Genomic DNA, 17852 nt, shown 5'->3' on the forward strand with positions numbered 1-17852 from the left:
ATGGTTTCTCCGGAACGTGCTGGCGAGCAAATGGTGAGGGATGGCTCAGGTGCTGCGGCGCTTGGCAGTGGCTTCGATCTCGACTTTCATCTCGGGCTTGTAGAGCGCCGAGACGACGAGAAGCGTGGCGGCCGGGCGGATCTCGCCGAGGACTTCGCCGCAGACCGCGAAATGCGCGTCTGCGTTCTTGGCGTCGGTGAGGTAATAGGTGACGCGGACAATGTCGGCCATCTCGAAGCCGCCCTCCTTCAGGGCAGCTTCGATGGTCTTGAAGCAGTTGCGTGACTGGCTCGTGACATCGGCCGGCATCGTCATGGTGGTGTAGTCGTAGCCGGTGGTACCCGCGACGAAGGCGAACTCGCCGTCGATCACGGCGCGGCTGTAGCCGGCGGTCTTCTCGAACGGGGAGCCGGTGGAAATCAGGCGGCGGGACATGGTCGTAGGCCTCGACTGAAGAGGAATTTCGTGGGGTTTACGCAATTTGCCGGCCTGCGCAACCCCAAAGGAATGGAGCTTAACGCAGGCACAGCCGGGCGTTGCCGCTTAACGCGGCTAGGTCGTCGCCATCATGGCGATCCCTTAAGCCGCGCGCGCCTGGAGGGCGCGAACTACCCTCCGTTTGGGCAGGGCCGCACCAGTCGGGACGATCATCCCGGCGGCGCCGTCCAGCGCGCCTGTCGTGAATTCGATCGCCAGCAGGCGGTCGCGCTCGAACGGACCGGGCAGCGACAGCTCGCCGGTGTTGGCGGCCGAGAAGCCGAAGCGGGCGTAATAGGGGGCATCGCCGAGCAGGATCACGGCGGCATGCCCGCGCGCCCGGGCGGCAGCCAGCGCTTGTTGCATCAGCGCGGCGCCGATCCCGAGCTCGCGGCAGGCAGGGTCCACCGCCAGCGGTCCGAGGACCAGAGCGGGCCTGCCTCCGGCGCTGACGTGCCACAGCCGCACGGTTCCCACGAGCTTCCCCTCGCGCATCGCGGCCAGCGCAAGGCCGGCAGCGGGGGCGCGTCCGTCACGCAGGCGCTGACAGGTACGGCCATGGCGGTTCTCGCCAAAGGACGCATCGAGCAGCGCTTCACGCATCGCAACGTCGACAGCACGCTCCGCACGGATCGCGAACGGAGCGGCTTTCGAAGTGGGGTCAATTTGTGTCTTCCGAAGAGCAGTCATGGCGCGTCAGTCCCCGCTTGAAACTGACGTGCGCAAAGCACGCCGGTTCAAGGCGTCGTCAGAAATCGAAATGTCAGGGAGGGAGCCGGCAAGCCGGTTCCCGGGTTCGTCAGGCCTCAGACGCGAGGCGGATCAGATGTGGTAGGTTTTCAGCGGCGGGATGCCGTTGAAAGCCACCGCCGAGTAGGTCGACGTATAGGCCCCGGTGCCTTCGATCAGCAGCTTGTCGCCGATCTCGAGCGTCACCGGAAGCGGATACGGGTTCTTCTCGTACAGCACGTCGGCGCTGTCACAGGTCGGGCCCGCGAGCACGCACGGCGTCATGTCCGCGCCGTCATGCGGGGTGCGGATGGCGTAACGGATCGACTCGTCCATGGTCTCGGCGAGACCGCCGAACTTGCCGATGTCCAGATAGACCCAGCGCACCTCGTCCTCGTCGCTCTTCTTCGAGATGAGCACGACTTCGGACTCGATGATGCCGGCGTTGCCCACCATGCCGCGGCCCGGCTCGATGATGGTCTCCGGAATCTGGTTGCCGAAGTGCTTGCGCAGCGCGCGGAAGATCGAGCGCCCGTAGGTCACCACCGGCGGTACGTCCTTCAGGTACTTGGTCGGGAAACCGCCGCCCATGTTGACCATGGTCAGGTTGATGCCGCGCTCGGCGCAGTCGCGGAACACCTGCGAGGCCATTGCCAGCGCACGGTCCCACGCCTTCACCTTGCGCTGCTGCGAGCCGACATGGAAGGAGATGCCGCACGGCTCCAGGCCCAGACGCTTGGCAACGTCGAGCACGTCGACGGCCATCTCCGGGTCGCAGCCGAACTTGCGCGACAGCGGCCATTCGGCGCCGGCGCAGTCATAGAGGATGCGGCAGAACACCTTTGCGCCGGGCGCGGCACGGGCGACCTTCTCGACTTCGGCGGCGCAATCGACCGCGAACAGCCGAATGCCGAGCGCGAAGGCGCGCGCGATGTCGCGCTCCTTTTTGATCGTGTTGCCGAAGGAGATGCGGTCGGGCGTCGCACCGGCGGCCAGCGCCATCTCGATCTCGGCGACCGTCGCGGTGTCGAAGCAGGAGCCCATGGAGGCGAGCAAAGCCAGCACTTCCGGCGCCGGGTTCGCCTTGACGGCATAGAACACGCGGCTGTCGGGCAGCGCCTTGGCAAAGGTCTGGTAATTGTCGCGCACGACTTCGAGGTCGACGACGAGGCACGGCTCGGTGTCGAGGCCCTCGCTGCGGCGGTTGCGCAGGAATTCCTGGATACGGTCGGTCATAGCACTCTCCCAAACGGCCCAGCGACGGGGATCCGTTCAAAAAATGACGTCGGATAAGAGCGCTCCGGCCAGATCGCGCGATGGAGGCGCGACGAGCCAAAGACTCACATCAGACTGTGCTGCCGTGGATTGGTTGGGAATGTTCCCGCCCGCACACCTGGCAATGAAGGACAAGCCTTTTCAGTAGCCCGCGCCGGCGTTGGACTGCCGGTAGAGACCAAAAAAGCCCGATCCGTCGTTGCTTTAAGTCGCGTCCCCCGTTGAGAGCGGGGTGCGCCGGTTCGCCTCCGGCTGCCAGTCACGGTTGCAAAGAGCAAAGTCACCTTCGACAAGGCATCTCTTTGAGAGAGATGCTGGACGCTCCGGGTTTGCTTTCGTCTTCCGGCGATGAGCCTTCCGACTTCCACACTTCCGAAGAGCCCCTCGGCTTCTTCACCCCTTGGCGGCTGTCCGGCCTCTTGTCCGGATACCTACCGACTGACACACGACCACAGGCACGTGCGAAATTGGGCAATCCGCACATAAGTGTTTTGACTCTGCTTCGCAAGAGATTTTTTAGGCTGCGAACAGAATTGCCTAACATCTGCTTGCGCAGTGTTGCGCGCGCGACGCGAAAGATGAACGCGCGTTAAGTTTTCTGCGCGGCGCGCGTCACTCGCGAGCGTCCGCGCTTCAGCCGCGCTTCGTGAACGGCTCGACGCGTTGAGCGGCGCGGATGAAGGCCGTCATCACGAGCACGCCGAGCGCAAACAGCGTGGCCTGAAGGATGTGCGTGCCTTGCTCGCCCAGCCCGAACAGGATCGCGAGCGCCCAGCCGCCGGCAAACGCCGCGCCGAACACCTCGGCGCCGATCAGGATGGCGGCGCTGACGACGGTGATGACGCTCGGCCAGACGATCCGACGGGAAGACGAGGAGGTCGCGTTCATGAGCTCAGGGGTCCTAGGCTTGGAGGGCCGCAATCTCACCGAAAAGGCAGCCGGGAGCAAGGGCAAACGGCCCAAAAAAGCCCTATCGCGTGCTATAGCTGGCCGCAACAATCGAGCCACAAATCGGGACTTGTAATGTCAGAACCCCGCCAAACTACGGACTCCGAGACCAACCCGCTGCTGAAGGCGTGGGTGACGCCGTTTGCGACCCCGCCCTTCGACGAAATCAAGCCGGAGCACTTCCTCCCGGCCTTCGAGCAGGCCTTCGCCGACCACTCCGCCGAGATCGCAGCGATCACCAACGACCCGACCGCGCCCGACTTCGCCAACACCATCACGGCGCTGGAGCGCTCGGGCAAGCTGCTCAGCAAGGTCGCGTCGGTCTTCTACGACCTCGTCTCGGCGCATTCCAACCCGGCCATTCTGGAGATCGACAAGGAGGTTTCCTTGCGGATGGCGCGGCACTGGAATCCGATCATGATGAACGCCGTGCTGTTTGGCCGCATTGCCCAGCTACACGAGAACCGCGCCAATCTCGGTCTGACACCGGAACAGCTCCGCCTGCTCGAGCGCACCTACACCCGCTTCCACCGCTCCGGCGCCGGCCTCTCCGAAGAGGCCAAGACGCGGATGGCGGAGATCAACGAGAGACTCGCCCAGCTCGGCACCAGCTTCAGTCATCATCTGCTCGGCGACGAGCAGGAATGGTTCATGGAGCTCGGCGAAGCCGACCGCCAGGGCCTGCCGGAGAGTTTTGTCGCCAGCGCCAAGGCTGCGGCGGAAGAACGCGGCATGGCCGGCAAGGCCATCGTCACCCTGTCGCGCTCCTCGGTCGAACAGTTCCTGAAGAGCTCGGCCCGGCGTGACCTGCGCGAGAAGGTCTACAAGGCCTTCACCGCGCGGGGCGACAACGGCAATGCCAACGACAACAACGCGACCATCGTCGAGGTCCTGAAGCTGCGCGAGGAGAGCGCCAATCTCCTGGGTTATCCGACCTTCGCGGCCTACCGGCTCGAGGATTCCATGGCCAAGACGCCGGAAGCGGTGCGCGGCCTTCTGGAGCGGGTCTGGAAGCCGGCCCGGGCGCGGGCGCTCGCCGACCGCGACGACATGCAGGCGCTGATCACGGAGGAGGGCGGCAATTTCAAGCTCGCCCCCTGGGACTGGCGCTTCTATGCCGAAAAGCTGCGCCTTCAGCGCGCCAATTTCGACGACGCCGCGATCAAGCCGTATCTCGCGCTCGATCACATGATCGCCGCCGCCTTCGACTGTGCCACGCGCCTGTTCGGCGTCACTTTCGAGGAGCGCAAGAACGTGCCGGTCTGGCATCCGGACGTCCGGGTCTGGGAGATGAAGGGGCGGGACGGCAAGCACAAGGCGCTGTTCTATGGCGATTACTTCGCCCGGCCGTCGAAGCGCTCCGGCGCCTGGATGACCTCGCTGCGCGACCAGCAGAAGCTCGACGGCGAGGTCGCGCCGCTGATCCTCAACATCTGCAACTTCTCCAAGGGCGCGGACGGGGAACCCTCGCTGCTGTCGCCCGACGATGCCCGCACCCTGTTCCACGAGTTCGGCCATGGCCTGCACGGCATGCTCTCCAACGTGACCTATCCGTCGCTGTCGGGCACCTCCGTGTTCACCGACTTCGTCGAATTGCCCTCCCAGCTGTACGAGCATTGGCAGGAGCGGCCCGAGGTGCTGCAAAAGTTTGCCCGCCACTACCAGACCGGCGAGCCGCTGCCGGACGATCTGCTGCAACGGTTCCTGGCCGCGCGAAAATTCAACCAGGGTTTCGCCACGGTCGAGTTCGTCTCCTCGGCGCTGATCGATCTCGAATTCCACACCCAGCCGGCCTCCGCCGCGCAGGACGTCCGCGCCTTCGAGAGACGCGAGCTGGAGAAGATCGGCATGCCCGAGGAGATCTCGCTGCGTCACCGTCCGACGCAATTCGGTCACATCTTCACCGGCGATCATTATGCCGCCGGCTATTACAGCTACATGTGGTCGGAGGTGATGGACGCCGACGCCTTCGGCGCATTCGAGGAAGCCGGCGACATCTTCGATCCCGCCGTCGCAAAACGCCTGCACGACGACATCTACTCGAGCGGCGGATCGGTCGATCCGGAAGCCGCCTATGAGGCCTTCCGCGGCCGCCCGCCGGAGCCCGATGCGCTGCTGCGTCGCCGAGGTCTGCTTGACGCCCCGAAGGCGGCCTGATGGGCGTGCGCGCCCTGCTCGGGCTGCTGCTCGCCGCTGGCCTCACCTTTGTGGCCGGGGCGGCGCAGGCGCACCCGCATGTCTGGATCACCGCGACCAGCGAGTTGCTCTATGCCGCGGACGGCACCATCACCGGCGTGCGCCACGCCTGGACGTTTGACGACATGTTCTCGGCCTATGCCGTGCAGGGGCTCGAGAGCAAGACCAAGGGCGTCTATACCCGCGAGGAGCTCGGACCGCTGGCGCAGACCAATGTCGAGTCGCTGAAGGAATATGCCTACTTCACCTTCGCGCGAGCCGACGGCAAGAAGGAGCGATTCCAGGAGCCGGTCGACTACTTCCTCGACTACAAGGATACGGTCCTGACCCTGCACTTCACGCTGCCGCTGAAGAATCCGGTCAGGTCCAAGCAATTGATGCTCGAAGTGTTCGACCGCTCCTTCTTCATTGACTTCCAGATGGCCAAGGACAACCCGATCAAGCTGGTCGGCGCGCCCGCCGGCTGCCAGATGAAACTTGAGCGGCCGAGCGACGGCACCGCGAGTGCGCAGAAGCTCAACGAGCAGACCTTCATGAACGGCGAGAACTCCAATTTCGGCATGATGTTCGCCAACAAGATCACGGTGGATTGCCCTTGAAGTCGAAACTCTCCCCGCTCGCACGTGGGCTGCTCACCTGTGCCGCCGTTCTGCTGGTTGCGGGCGTGGCCGACGCGGCCCTCCACGAACTCGTCGCGCAGAACCCGTTTGGCGCACCAAGACCCGCGCGGGCGGCTGAGCCTGAGGCCAGTGGCCTCATCGGCTGGCTCTTGGCAAAACAATCGGAATTTTATCGCCAGATGTCGGCGACCATTCGCGCCGCCAAGTCCGACGGCTCGGCGGTGTGGACGCTGCTCGTCATCTCCTTTGCCTACGGCATCTTCCACGCCGCAGGGCCCGGCCACGGCAAGGCGGTGATCGCCTCCTATCTCGTCGCCAATCGCGAGACTGTCAGGCGCGGCATCGTGCTGTCGTTTGCATCCGCGTTGATGCAGTCGCTGGTGGCGATCCTGATCGTCGGTATCTCGGCCTGGGTGCTGAATGCGACCGCCAGGACCATGTGCAAGGCGGAAGGCGCGATCGAGATCGCAAGCTACGCCCTGATCGCGCTTTTCGGCCTGCGCCTGGTCTGGGTCAAGGGCCGCACCTTCATCCGTGCGCTGCAGGCGGTTCAGCCGGTGTCGGCGATCGCGGGCGTGCCGCATGACCATCATGATCACGGTCACCACCATCATGATGCGCATGATCATCATCGTCACGATCATGCGCACGCCCATCATCACCACGCGCATCACCACGTCCATGACGAGCATTGCGGCCATTCCCACGGCCCCATGCCGAGCGAGCTCGCCGGCCTCGGAGGCTGGGGACGCGGCTTTACCGCGATCCTGACCGTCGGCATCCGTCCCTGTTCGGGCGCGATCCTGGTGCTGGTGTTCGCGTTGGCCCAAGGCCTGTTCTGGGCCGGCATCGCCGCAACTCTGCTGATGGGGCTCGGCACCGCGATCACCGTCGCGGTCATTGCCGTGGTCGCCGTCTCCGCCAAGGACATCGCCGCCCGCCTGAGCGCCGGACGCGACGGCAACGGCGCGCTGTTCATGCGCGGCATCGAATTCGCCGCCGCCGGCCTCGTGCTGCTGTTCGGTGCAGGCCTGTTGTTGGGTTACATCGCGGCCGAACGGACGACGTGTTTCTGAGTTTTTCCCTCTCCCCTTGTGGGCGAGGGTGGCTCGCCGCGTAGCGGCGAGACGGGTGAGGGGTTGTCTCCGCGAGCGATCCTCTTGCAGCTGCGTTCGCCGATAGAACCCCTCATCCGGCGCTTCGCGCCACCTTCTCCCACAAAGGGAGAGTCACACCGGCAAGAACTGCTTCAACGCCGGCATGAAGAAGATCCCGAGATTGATCGCAAAGCCGATGCTCCAGAGGATGGAGCGCAGCGTCGGGCGGTTCCCGAGATAGGTCAGCACATAGGCGATCCGTACGATCAGGAACAGCACCGCGAGCTCGTCGATCATCCGCTGCGGCGAGTCCCGGAATTCGGCCAGCAGCACCGCGAAGGCGAAGAACGGAAAGGTCTCGATACCATTCTGGTGGGCGCCGAGCGCGCGCTGCGCGATGGCCTCTTCGTAGAAGGCGGGATCGCGCGGGCGTGAATTGTCGAACCCGCGAAACCTGATCCATTTGACCGAGACGATCGTCACCAAATAGAGCAGCAACGCTCCGGAGACGCACCATTCCGCGAGTGTCATCTTTCCTCCCCCGCCTCGGTGCGACCCTAGCGAAACCGGCCTGATCTTGACAAGCTCGGGGCAACGCGCGACCCAACGAGCATGACAACCCTAGCCCCTCTCAAGACCACGAAGCCGCTGCCTCAGTCCGGCCAGCCGCGCGTCGGCGTACTCCTGGTCAATCTCGGCACGCCCGATACCGCCGACGCGCGCGGCGTGCGGGTCTATCTGAAGGAGTTCCTCTCGGACGCCCGCGTCATCGAGGATCAGGGCTTGATCTGGAAGCTGGTGCTGAACGGCATCATCCTGCGCACCCGCCCCCGCGCCAAGGCGCGCGATTATCTCAAGATCTGGAACACCGAGAAGAACGAGTCGCCGCTCAAGACCATCACGCGCTCGCAGAGCGACAAGCTCGGAGCCATGCTGTCGGACCGCGACCAGGTCACGGTGGAATGGGCTATGCGCTACGGCAATCCCTCGATCAAGTCGGGCGTCGATGCGCTGATTGCGAAGGGCTGCGATCGCATTCTTGCCGTCCCCCTCTATCCGCAATATTCCGCCGCGACGTCGGCCACCGTCTGCGATGAGGTGTTTCGCGTGCTTGCGCGGCTGCGCGCGCAGCCGACGCTGCGGGTGACGCCGTCTTACTACGAGGACGAAGCCTATATCGAGGCGCTCGCCACCTCGATCGAGACGCATCTGGTGAGCCTGTCGTTCAAGCCAGAGCTGATCGTCGCCTCCTTCCACGGCATGCCGAAGGCCTATGTCGACAAGGGCGACCCCTATCAGGACCAATGTGTGGCGACCACCGAGGCGCTGCGGCGCCGGCTCGGCATGGACGAGACAAAGCTGCTGCTGACCTTCCAGTCGCGCTTCGGATTCGACGAGTGGCTGCAGCCCTACACTGACAAGACCATGGAGCGTCTGGCGAAAGAGGGCGTGCGCCGTATCGCGGTGATCACGCCGGGTTTTTCCGCCGACTGCCTGGAGACGCTGGAGGAGATCGCGCAGGAGAATGCCGAGATCTTCAAGCACAATGGCGGGGAGCAGTTTTCCGCGATCCCCTGCCTCAACGACAGCGACCCCGGCATGGATGTGATCCGAACGCTGGTGCTGCGCGAGCTCCAGGGCTGGATATAGTGAGCCTGGATCCGAGGAGCGCCCCATGAACCGCCGCGAGGTTCTGGCGCTTCTTGGGGTGACCACGATGCTGCCGGCCTCGGTGCTGGCGCAAGCGAATGCGACGCGCCGGCTCGGCGTGCTCTCGGTCACTGCGGCGGACGATGCGATCGGGCAGACGCGTAGCGCGGTCCTGGTCGAGGCGCTTGCCGGCCATGGCTGGAAGGAGGACGGCAGCCTTGAGATCGATTGGCGCAACGGCGGCGGCGACCGCGCGCGGATCGCGCAACTCGCCGACGAACTCGTGGCGCTCAAGCCCGACATCCTGCTTGCGGTCGGCACGCCCTCAGTGGAGGAGCTGCGCCAGCGCACGACGACGATCCCGATCGTTTTCGCCGTCGTCACCGATCCTGTCAGCCAGGGCTTTGTCCAGAATCTCGCCCATCCCGGCGGCAATATCACCGGCTTCACCGATTACGACGGCCCGCTGGCCGGCAAATGGCTGGAGATGCTTACGCAGGTCGTGCCAAAGCCGTCACGCGTTTCCGTCGTCTACAATCCCGCCACCGCGCCGTTCGCGCCGCTGATGCTGCGGACGATCGAACACGCCGGCCGCGCGCTCGATGTGACGGTGGTGCCCGCGCCGGTCCATGACACGGCCTCGATCGCCGCCCTGGCCTTGCGGAAAGACGGCGGCCTGCTGGTGCTGCCGGATTTCTTCACCATGTCCAACCGTGCGCTTCTCCTGGCAGCCATCAATGAAGCGCGCGTGCCGGCGGTGTTCTGGAGCCGGACCTTCGTCGACGAGGGTGGCTTGATGTCCTACAGCACCGACAGCGCCGAGCAGCTCCGCCGCGCCGCCACCTATATCGATCGCATCCTGAAGGGTGCGCGAGCGGCCGACTTGCCGGTCCAGAATCCGACCACGTTCGAGCTGGCGATCAACTTGAAGACGGCCAAGGCGATCGGCGTCACGCTTCCGCCAAGCCTGCTCGCAACCGCGAACGAGGTCATCGAGTAGGATTTGGCTGCGACCGCCGGATTCGTTAACGTCGTCGCTAGGTGTGCGCCAGCACGCTTTCAAGAGCGCCTCGCAAATACATAATCGCGACCATTCCCTCTCCCGGTGTCTTGTGTAGAATCCTACCGATGCCGAAATCAGGCACGACCGCTGAGCCTTGAATCCTTCTGAACTCTTTACTGAATACTTTACTGAACCCTTGGGGTCGTGATCCCGACCAATGACAGCGCGGAAAAGGCCTTTTCCCGCCAATCTTTTCCGCCTTGGAGGAAATATGAGCGGTTTCGACATTTTCGCGATTGTTCTGGTCTTGCTCGTCATCGTCACGCTGGTGGCCGGCGTGAAGACGGTGCCGCAGGGCTATGACTGGACCATCGAGCGGTTCGGCAAATACACCCAGACGCTGAGCCCCGGGCTCAATCTGATCGTGCCCTATTTCGATCGCGTCGGACGCAAGATCAACATGATGGAGCAGGTGATCGACATTCCCGAGCAGGAGGTGATCACCAAGGACAACGCCACCGTGACGGTCGACGGCGTCGCCTTCTTTCAGGTGTTCGATGCCGCCAAGGCGAGCTACGAGGTCTCTAACCTGACCCAAGCCGTCACCGTGCTGACCATGACCAACATCCGTTCGGTGATGGGCTCGATGGATCTCGACCAGGTGTTGTCGCACCGCGACGAAATCAACGAGCGCCTGCTGCGTGTAGTCGATGCCGCCGTCTCGCCCTGGGGCCTCAAGGTCAATCGTATCGAGATCAAGGACATTGTGCCGCCGGCGGACCTCGTCGAAGCCATGGGCCGACAGATGAAGGCCGAGCGCGTCAAACGCGCCGACATCCTTCAGGCCGAAGGTGCACGCCAGTCCGAGATCCTGCGCGCAGAGGGTGCCAAGCAGGGCCAGATCCTCCAGGCGGAAGGTCGCCGCGAGGCCGCCTTCCGCGACGCCGAAGCACGCGAGCGGTCGGCGGAAGCTGAGGCCAAGGCGACGCAGATGGTCAGTGAAGCCATTGCCAAGGGCGACGTCGCGGCGCTGAACTACTTTATCGCCGACAAATATATCAAGGCGTTCGGGCAGTTTGCGGACTCGCCGAACCAGAAGATCATCATGCTGCCGATCGAGGCCACCAGCATGCTCGGCTCGCTCGCCGGCATCGGCGAGATCGCCAAGGCGACGTTCGGCGAGAGTGCTGCATCCGCCGCTGCCGCCGCTCGTCGCGGTTCGGTGCCGACGACTGGGAGCACGCCCCCGGCGGTGCCGCCGCGGCAGGGGTAAAGCGCATGCCCCGGAAAAGTGGACACCGGTTTTCCGACAAGGGCATGCGCCATTTCAAAGAGGTCGTGTCATGACCGACATGTTCGTATCGCTCGGCACCTGGAACTGGCTGATCTTCGGCTTCATCCTGATGGCGCTGGAGGTGCTGGCGCCGGGAGTCTTCCTGTTCTGGCTCGGGCTCGCCGCGCTGCTGGTCGGGCTGATCTCGTTCGGAGTGGCGATATCCTGGCAGATCCAGCTCGTGATGTTCGCGATCTTCGCCGCCGCCGCCGTGCCGGTTTGGCGTCGGCTCGCCCGGCCGAAGCCGGATGCAATTGCCGCCAGCCCCTTCCTCAACAAGCGCGCGGATGCGCTGCTCGGCCGCGAGTTCACGCTGGAGAAGCCGATCGTCGACGGCAACGGCACCATGCGCATCGGCGACACCGTCTGGCGCGTCGCAGGTCCCGATACGCCGGCGGGCACGCGTGTGAAGGTGGTGCAAGTGGACGGCGCGAATCTGACGGTGGCGGCGGCTTAGTCCACCGTCATTGCGAGCGCAGCGAAGCAATCCAGACTGCTGCCGGTGGAAAGATTCTGGATTGCTTCGCTTCGCTCGCAATGACGAGCTAGTCGGGACGGCATCGCCAGACTTACGCGCCGCTCTTGCTGCGCCACCGCTCCGCAAACCTATGCAGCGGCATGAACGTCTCGCACAAGTCCCGCCCGAGCGCCGTCAGCGCGTAACCGCCGGCTTCGCCGAGCTCCACGAACCCGGCCTCGCGCAAATCGTCCAGCCGCGCCTGCAGCACCGTCGGCGAGGCCTCGTCGCAGGCGGTGCGCAATGCGCGCGAGGTGAGGGGGGCGTCGCGCAGCTCCCACAGGATTCGCAGGCTCCAGCGTCGTCCGAGGAGGTCGAGCAGCACCATGATCGGCCGCCCGCTGCGCGGGCCACGGACGCCGCGCGATCTCGAAGTGGTCTGTTTCGCCATCGTCGCCCCCTTGCGCGGTGCTACAAATAGTGTAGCTTCATGCTACGTTAAATGTAGCAAGAGAGGCGGCCAATGTCCCCGGTCACAGCGCGCATTGCCCCGCTCACCCCGCCTTATCCCCCGGAGATCCAGGCCCAGTTCGACCGCATCATGCGCGGCGCGCCGCCACTGCTGCTGTTCCGGGTCATGGCGGGCCACACCCGCGCCTGGGACAAGTTTCGCGCCGGCGGCTTGCTCGATCCCGGACCGCTGTCGCTGCGCCAGCGCGAGATCGTGATCGACCGCACCTGCGCGCTGAACAAATGCGAATATGAATGGGGCGTGCATGTCGCGGTCTTTGCCGGGCCGGCGAAACTCACCGAGGAGGAAGTGCGCGCCACCGTGCAGGGTGATGCGGCGTCGTCGTGCTGGTCCCCGGCCGAGCAGACGCTGATCGCCGCCGTCGACGCGCTGCATCACAGCGCGACGTTTGACGACGCTGAGTTCGCTGCGCTGTCGGCGCATTACGACGAGGCGCAGATCCTGGAGATCATGCTGCTGTGCGGCTTCTACCGCACGGTCTCGTATCTGGCGAACGGACTGCGGTTGCCGCTGGAGGAGACGGCGGCAAGATTTCCTGCGCCGCTCTAGCCGCCGTCGTTGCGAGCGTAGCGAAGCAATCCAGAGTCTTTCCGCGGTGGCACTCTGGATGTTTCGCTGCGCTCGCAATGACGGTGAGTGGCTCCCTACGCCACGCCTGCCCGCAGCAGATCGTGCAGGTGCACGATGCCCACCACCTTGTCCGCCTCGGTCACGACCAGCGTCGTGATCTTGCGGGTGTTGAGCACCTCGATCATCTCGGTGGCCAGCATCGAGGGCGGTACGGTTTTCGGCTGCCTGGTCATGACGTCGTCGACCGACGCCGTCAGCAGGTCGGGCCGCATGTGGCGGCGCAGATCGCCGTCGGTGATGATGCCGAGAGCCTCGTTCGCCTCGTTGACGATGCAGACGCACCCCAAACCCTTGGCGGACATCTCCATCACCGCGTCCGACATCTTGGTGCCGAGCGGCTTGACCGGGATTTCCGCACCGGTGCGCATGTAGTCGCGGACGAATTTCAGCATCGCCCCTAACTTGCCGCCGGGGTGGAAATGCGCGAACTCCAGCGCGGTGAAGCCGCGGCCTTCGAGCAGCGCGATCGCAAGCGCATCGCCTATCGCGGCCTGCATCAGGGTCGAGGTGGTCGGCGCCAGATTGTGCGGGCAGGCCTCGCGCGCCTTCGGCAGCTCGATCACGACGTCGGCCGCTTGTCCCAGCGAGGATGCCGCGTTCGACGTCACCGCGATCATCGGGATTGCGAATCTTGCGGAATAGTTCACGAGAGTCTTCATCTCCGGCTGCTCGCCGGACCAGGACAGCGCCATGATGACGTCGTCGGTGGTAATCATGCCGAGGTCGCCATGGGCGGCTTCGGCGGTGTGCACGAAGAAGGCGGGCGTGCCGGTCGAGGCCAACGTTGCCGCGATCTTGCGGCCCATATGGCCCGACTTGCCGAGCCCGGTGACGATGACGCGGCCCTTCGCGTTGCGGATCAGATCGACCGCCTGGGCGAAGCTCGCGCCAAGCGGGCCGCGCAGGGCGGCGGCGAGCGCGTTGATACCGCCGCTCTCCGTTTCCAGCGTGCGGAGTGCGGATTCGACGCTGTCGGGAATGGGGCCGGATGATTGGGTCATCAGCGGTTTCGAACTCGGCATGTTCTGGTCCAGGAGGAGGGGCCTTCGCCCGTTGGCGCCTGCTTAACACGCCGCGGCCTTCGAGGCGACGAGCCCGACCCGACCCTCAACCGGTCGTTAACCATAATTGTTTTAACTCCATTAACGATAGTTCCCGCCGATCGGTGGGGACAATCGCGAAAGTGTTTGATTTCGTTGGAGTTCTTCCATCGTGGGGTCGTCTCCAGGCACGAGCCGGAGCAAACGCGCGCATTTCCTGCGCGCGGCTTTGCCGTGCTTTGCGCTGACGGTCCTCGGAAGCGCCCCCGTGGCCGCCCAGAGCCTCACCCCCGACCTGTTCAGTCCCAACCGCGGTGGCTTCGCTTCGCCCGACACGCTGCCGACGCGCCGCACCGCGGGCGTTCCGCAGGCACCGTCGGATGCGCTGCCGGCGCTGCCCGATCCCAACTCCGACTTTCGCAAGCGCCAGCAGACGCCGGCGCGCCCATGGCAGAACCCGACGAACCAAAACGCGACCAGCCAGGTCCCGACCTATGGCCTGCCGGCCGCCAACGGTGCGAGCAGCTCCGGCTACGACTCGCTGAACCGCAAGCGGCAGCAGCCGAAGTTCTATCCGGGTCAGCCCAAGCCGAAGCGCCCTGCTGGTCCCGGCTCGCGGGCGCCGACCACTACGCCGCCGCCATCCACGCTCGGTTCGCCGAAGATCGCGCCGCCCCCGTCCGCCTCCGCCAACAAGGCGCCCGTGCCGGCGGCGATGGCGGGCACCGTGCCCGGCCAGCCGCTACGCCGCCGCCTCAAGGCCGATGACGATGCGTTCGGCGCGGTCGGCGACTATGCCGGCAGTTTCCTGATCAAGGGCGGGCTCGAGCTCTCCACCGGTTACGACACCAATCCGGCGCGTCTGAACAAGCCGGTCGGCTCGCCGGCCTATGTGGTTGCACCCGATCTCCTCGTGGCGTCCGATTGGGAGCGCCACGCGCTGGTCGCGGATCTGCGCGGCTCGTTCTCGGGCTACACCAACAACATGCCGGCGACAATCGACGGCTTTGCCTCGCCTTCGCCGGTCGAGGTCGACCGCCCCGACTTCAACGGCCATGTCGACGGCCGCCTCGACGTCAATCGCGATCTCAAGCTGACCACGCAGCTGCGCCTGCGGCTCGCCACCGACAATCCCGGCAGCCCGAACGTGCAGGCCGGCCTGCAAAAATATCCTGTTTATGCCGCCTATGGCACGACCGTCGGCTTCGACCAGAGCTTCAACCGCTTCCAGATCGCGGCCGGCGCCACTGTCGATCGCACCGCCTACACCAACTCAAAACTGACCGACGGCTCGACCTTCAGCAACGACGATCGCGACTTCAACCAGTATGGCGGCGTCGGACGCTTCTCCTACGATCTCAAGCCGGGGCTGAAGCCATTCGTCGAGATCCAGGGCGACACCCGCGTCCATGACCTGGCCGCCGACCGCAACGGCTATTTCCGCGATTCGAACGGCGGCTACGCCAAGGTCGGCACGTCCTTCGAGTTCTCGCGGATCCTCATCGGCGAGGTCTCGGTCGGCTATTCCGCGCGCAACTATGTCGACCCGCGCCTGAGCCAGCTCGCGGGCTTCCTGACCTCGGGCTCGCTGATCTGGAGTGCAAGCGGCCTCACCACGGTGAAATTCGCCACCGACACCCAGATCGCCGAGACCACCGTCCCCGGCTCCTCCGGCGTGCTGGTGCACACCTACGGGGTCGAAGTCGATCACGATTTCCGCCGCTGGCTTACGGCAGTGGGCAAATTCACCTACGGCACCTACGACTATCAGGGCCAGAATCGTAACGACAAGACCTACTCGTTCGAAAGCAATCTGATCTACAAGCTCAACCGCAACATCTGGATCAAGGGCACGCTCCGCCACGACATCCTGGATTCGAACCAGCCGGGGTCAAGCTCGCAGGCGACGGTGGTGATGGTCGGGGTGAGGTTGCAGAATTAGAGGGGAGGCCCCGTGGCGGCTCGGATTACTTTGGACATCAACTCGGCTGGAGTATTCGAGCTATGGCTCAATCCCGAAGGCCGAGACCTTCTCGTCAAGGAACTGCTCGCCCTGAGCGAGACCAACGACCACTTTCACCTGATGCCCAGTGAAGTAGCCTCGGACGTCGAAGTTTCGGCGCGTCCCTATCGGCCGAACGACAAGCTTCTCGAATACGGTAAGGTGCTGTTCCGGCTTGACGAGTGGGACGCACAGCACTTTCCGCACGTCTTGGGCTAAGGCCCCGTCGCTCTCGCCATCTACTCCGCCGTCATGCCCCGCGAAGGCGGGGCATCCAGTACGCCGCGGCTTCTCGGTAAATCACAACTGTTTCGGAATACTGGATCGCCCGCTTTCGCGGGCGATGACACCGTTTGTAAATCTGACAGCGAGCCAAGCAACTACCGCGGCAGATCCGTCTTCCCCATCAGGAACGTATCGATCGACCGGGCACACAGCCGGCCCTCGCGGATGGCCCAGACCACCAGCGACTGGCCGCGGCGCATGTCGCCGGCGGTGAACACGTTGGGGCGTGAGGTCTGATAGTCCAGCGTGTTGGCCTTGACGTTGCCGCGGGGGTCGAGCTCGACCGAGAGCATCTTGAGCAGGCCCTCGTGCACGGGATGGACGAAGCCCATCGCGAGCAGGACGAGGTCGGCGTCGAGTTCGAACTCGGTGCCGGCGATCGGCTTGAACTTGTCGTCGACGCGCACGCAGTGCAGCTTCTTGACCTTGCCGTTCTCGCCGGTGAACTTCTGCGTCAGCACGGCGAATTCGCGGATCGCGCCTTCGGCCTGGCTGGAGGACGTCCGCATCTTCAGCGGCCAGTTCGGCCAGGTGAGGCCCTTGTTCTCGTGCTCCGGCGGGGCGGGCATGATCTCGAGCTGGGTCACGGAGAGCGCGCCCTGGCGCAGCGAGGTGCCGATGCAATCGGATCCGGTGTCGCCGCCGCCGATGACGACGACATGCTTGCCACCGGCCAAAATCTCCTGGACGCCGTTCAACGGTTCCTCCGACACGCGGCGGTTCTGTTGCGGCAGAAAGTCCATGGCATAGTGGATGCCGGCAAGGTCGCGGCCGGGAATCGGGAGGTCGCGCGGGGCTTCGGCGCCGCCGGTCAGCGCCACGGCATCGTACTCGTTGAGCATCTCGCGTGGGTCGACATTGCCGTCGGCGCCGACATGGCTGTTGTAATGGAAGGTGACGCCTTCGCCTTCCATCTGCGCGACGCGGCGGTCGATGATGCCCTTCTCCATCTTGAAGTCGGGGATGCCGTAGCGCAGCAGGCCGCCGGCCTTGGCGAACTTCTCGAACAGATGCACGTCGTGGCCGGCGCGCGCGAGCTGCTGCGCGCAGGCCATGCCGGCCGGACCGGAGCCGATCACCGCGACCTTCTTGCCGGTCTTATGGGCGGCGATTTCGGGCTTCAGCCAGCCATTGTCCCAGGCGCGATCGACGATCGCGCATTCGATGGTCTTGATGGTGACGGGGTTGTCGTCGATGTTGAGCGTGCAGGACGCCTCACACGGCGCCGGGCAGATGCGCCCCGTGAACTCCGGGAAATTGTTGGTCGAGTGCAGATTGCGCGAGGCTTCTTCCCAGTTGCCCTGATAGACGAGGTCGTTCCAGTCCGGGATCTGGTTGTTGACCGGGCAGCCGGGCGTGCCGGGCGAGACCGAGCCGGTGCCGTGGCAATAGGGAATGCCGCAATTCATGCAGCGCGCGGCCTGGTCGCGCGTTTCCTTCTCGGAGAGGGGAACGACGAACTCGTGGAAATGCTTCACGCGCTCGGCGACCGGGGTGTACTTGCGGTCATGCCGTTCGATTTCGAGAAAACCCGTGATCTTGCCCATTAAACCCGAAGTCCCTGCCGCTTAAATTCGT

The 17852-nt window shown here is 64.7% G+C and carries 18 protein-coding genes; 10 read left to right on the forward strand and 8 right to left on the reverse strand.

Annotated features, from left to right (window positions below; all coding sequences use genetic code 11):
- Positions 1–45: 45 nt before the first annotated feature.
- From IVB50_RS33845 to IVB50_RS33860, 4 genes are all read right to left on the reverse strand, one after another.
- Positions 46–435 carry a RidA family protein gene (locus IVB50_RS33845; RefSeq protein ID WP_018453319.1) on the reverse strand — a complete coding sequence of 130 codons (390 nt, stop codon included), beginning with the start codon at positions 433–435 and terminating at the stop codon, positions 46–48.
- Between the two features lie 144 nt (positions 436–579).
- On the reverse strand, positions 580–1167 hold the full coding sequence (locus IVB50_RS33850) for an N-acetyltransferase (protein ID WP_026232510.1): 588 nt from the start codon (positions 1165–1167) through the stop codon (positions 580–582).
- Positions 1168–1299: 132 nt separating this feature from the next.
- Positions 1300–2442, reverse strand: a complete 1143-nt coding sequence (locus IVB50_RS33855) for a type III PLP-dependent enzyme (RefSeq protein ID WP_018453321.1) — start codon at positions 2440–2442, stop codon at positions 1300–1302.
- A gap of 672 nt (positions 2443–3114) precedes the next feature.
- Entirely contained in the window at positions 3115–3369 is a 255-nt protein-coding gene (locus IVB50_RS33860) for a hypothetical protein (protein WP_018453322.1), read from the reverse strand.
- A gap of 135 nt (positions 3370–3504) precedes the next feature.
- Between IVB50_RS33860 and IVB50_RS33865 the strand changes: the two genes are divergently transcribed.
- The 3 genes from IVB50_RS33865 to IVB50_RS33875 are packed head-to-tail and all read left to right on the forward strand — an operon-like array spanning position 3505 to position 7321.
- Positions 3505–5586 (forward strand): M3 family metallopeptidase, encoded by a 2082-nt coding sequence (locus tag IVB50_RS33865; RefSeq protein ID WP_018453323.1) that lies wholly within the window; start codon positions 3505–3507, stop codon positions 5584–5586.
- Complete coding sequence (locus IVB50_RS33870; RefSeq protein WP_247299312.1) at positions 5586–6224, forward strand: DUF1007 family protein; 639 nt, start codon at positions 5586–5588, stop codon at positions 6222–6224. The genes IVB50_RS33865 and IVB50_RS33870 overlap by 1 nt, the downstream gene beginning before the upstream one ends.
- A complete protein-coding gene (locus IVB50_RS33875) occupies positions 6221–7321 on the forward strand; it encodes a nickel/cobalt transporter (RefSeq protein ID WP_018453325.1) in 1101 nt (366 codons plus the stop codon). Before IVB50_RS33870 ends, IVB50_RS33875 begins: the two co-directional genes overlap by 4 nt.
- 153 nt (positions 7322–7474) lie before the next feature.
- On the opposite strand, the gene IVB50_RS33880 is transcribed toward IVB50_RS33875, so the two are convergent.
- Positions 7475–7873: an MAPEG family protein gene (locus tag IVB50_RS33880; RefSeq protein ID WP_018453326.1), complete on the reverse strand. Its 399-nt coding sequence runs from the start codon at positions 7871–7873 to the stop codon at positions 7475–7477.
- A gap of 81 nt (positions 7874–7954) precedes the next feature.
- On the opposite strand from IVB50_RS33880, the gene hemH reads away from it, so the two are divergent.
- The 4 genes from hemH (at position 7955) to IVB50_RS33900 (ending at position 11785) form a co-directional block, all read left to right on the forward strand.
- Positions 7955–8992 carry a ferrochelatase gene (gene hemH / locus IVB50_RS33885; protein WP_018453327.1) on the forward strand — a complete coding sequence of 346 codons (1038 nt, stop codon included), beginning with the start codon at positions 7955–7957 and terminating at the stop codon, positions 8990–8992.
- Positions 8993–9017: 25 nt separating this feature from the next.
- Positions 9018–9992: an ABC transporter substrate-binding protein gene (locus tag IVB50_RS33890; protein ID WP_247299313.1), complete on the forward strand. Its 975-nt coding sequence runs from the start codon at positions 9018–9020 to the stop codon at positions 9990–9992.
- A 274-nt stretch (positions 9993–10266) separates the two neighbouring features.
- Complete coding sequence (locus IVB50_RS33895; RefSeq protein WP_007615156.1) at positions 10267–11268, forward strand: SPFH domain-containing protein; 1002 nt, start codon at positions 10267–10269, stop codon at positions 11266–11268.
- A gap of 70 nt (positions 11269–11338) precedes the next feature.
- The gene (locus IVB50_RS33900; protein WP_007597152.1) at positions 11339–11785 is read left to right on the forward strand and encodes an NfeD family protein; all 447 of its coding nucleotides are present in this window, start codon (positions 11339–11341) and stop codon (positions 11783–11785) included.
- Positions 11786–11897: 112 nt separating this feature from the next.
- On the opposite strand, the gene IVB50_RS33905 is transcribed toward IVB50_RS33900, so the two are convergent.
- On the reverse strand, positions 11898–12236 hold the full coding sequence (locus IVB50_RS33905) for a helix-turn-helix domain-containing protein (protein WP_204512442.1): 339 nt from the start codon (positions 12234–12236) through the stop codon (positions 11898–11900).
- Positions 12237–12308: 72 nt separating this feature from the next.
- On the opposite strand from IVB50_RS33905, the gene IVB50_RS33910 reads away from it, so the two are divergent.
- Complete coding sequence (locus IVB50_RS33910; protein WP_018453330.1) at positions 12309–12866, forward strand: carboxymuconolactone decarboxylase family protein; 558 nt, start codon at positions 12309–12311, stop codon at positions 12864–12866.
- Between the two features lie 95 nt (positions 12867–12961).
- On the opposite strand, the gene IVB50_RS33915 is transcribed toward IVB50_RS33910, so the two are convergent.
- The gene (locus IVB50_RS33915; protein WP_166520846.1) at positions 12962–13969 is read right to left on the reverse strand and encodes a KpsF/GutQ family sugar-phosphate isomerase; all 1008 of its coding nucleotides are present in this window, start codon (positions 13967–13969) and stop codon (positions 12962–12964) included.
- A gap of 190 nt (positions 13970–14159) precedes the next feature.
- On the opposite strand from IVB50_RS33915, the gene IVB50_RS33920 reads away from it, so the two are divergent.
- Both IVB50_RS33920 and IVB50_RS33925 read left to right on the forward strand, forming a co-directional pair.
- Positions 14160–15929 (forward strand): outer membrane beta-barrel protein, encoded by a 1770-nt coding sequence (locus tag IVB50_RS33920; protein ID WP_247299314.1) that lies wholly within the window; start codon positions 14160–14162, stop codon positions 15927–15929.
- Positions 15930–15941: 12 nt separating this feature from the next.
- A complete protein-coding gene (locus IVB50_RS33925; RefSeq protein WP_018453333.1) occupies positions 15942–16208 on the forward strand; it encodes a hypothetical protein in 267 nt (88 codons plus the stop codon).
- Positions 16209–16369: 161 nt separating this feature from the next.
- Here the strand turns inward: IVB50_RS33925 and IVB50_RS33930 are convergent, their stop codons facing one another.
- Positions 16370–17821: a glutamate synthase subunit beta gene (locus IVB50_RS33930; protein WP_018453334.1), complete on the reverse strand. Its 1452-nt coding sequence runs from the start codon at positions 17819–17821 to the stop codon at positions 16370–16372.
- Positions 17822–17852 lie beyond the last annotated feature (31 nt).

This window comes from Bradyrhizobium sp. 87, from assembly GCF_023073015.1.
GTDB classification, from domain to species: Bacteria; Pseudomonadota; Alphaproteobacteria; order Rhizobiales; family Xanthobacteraceae; genus Bradyrhizobium; species Bradyrhizobium canariense_D.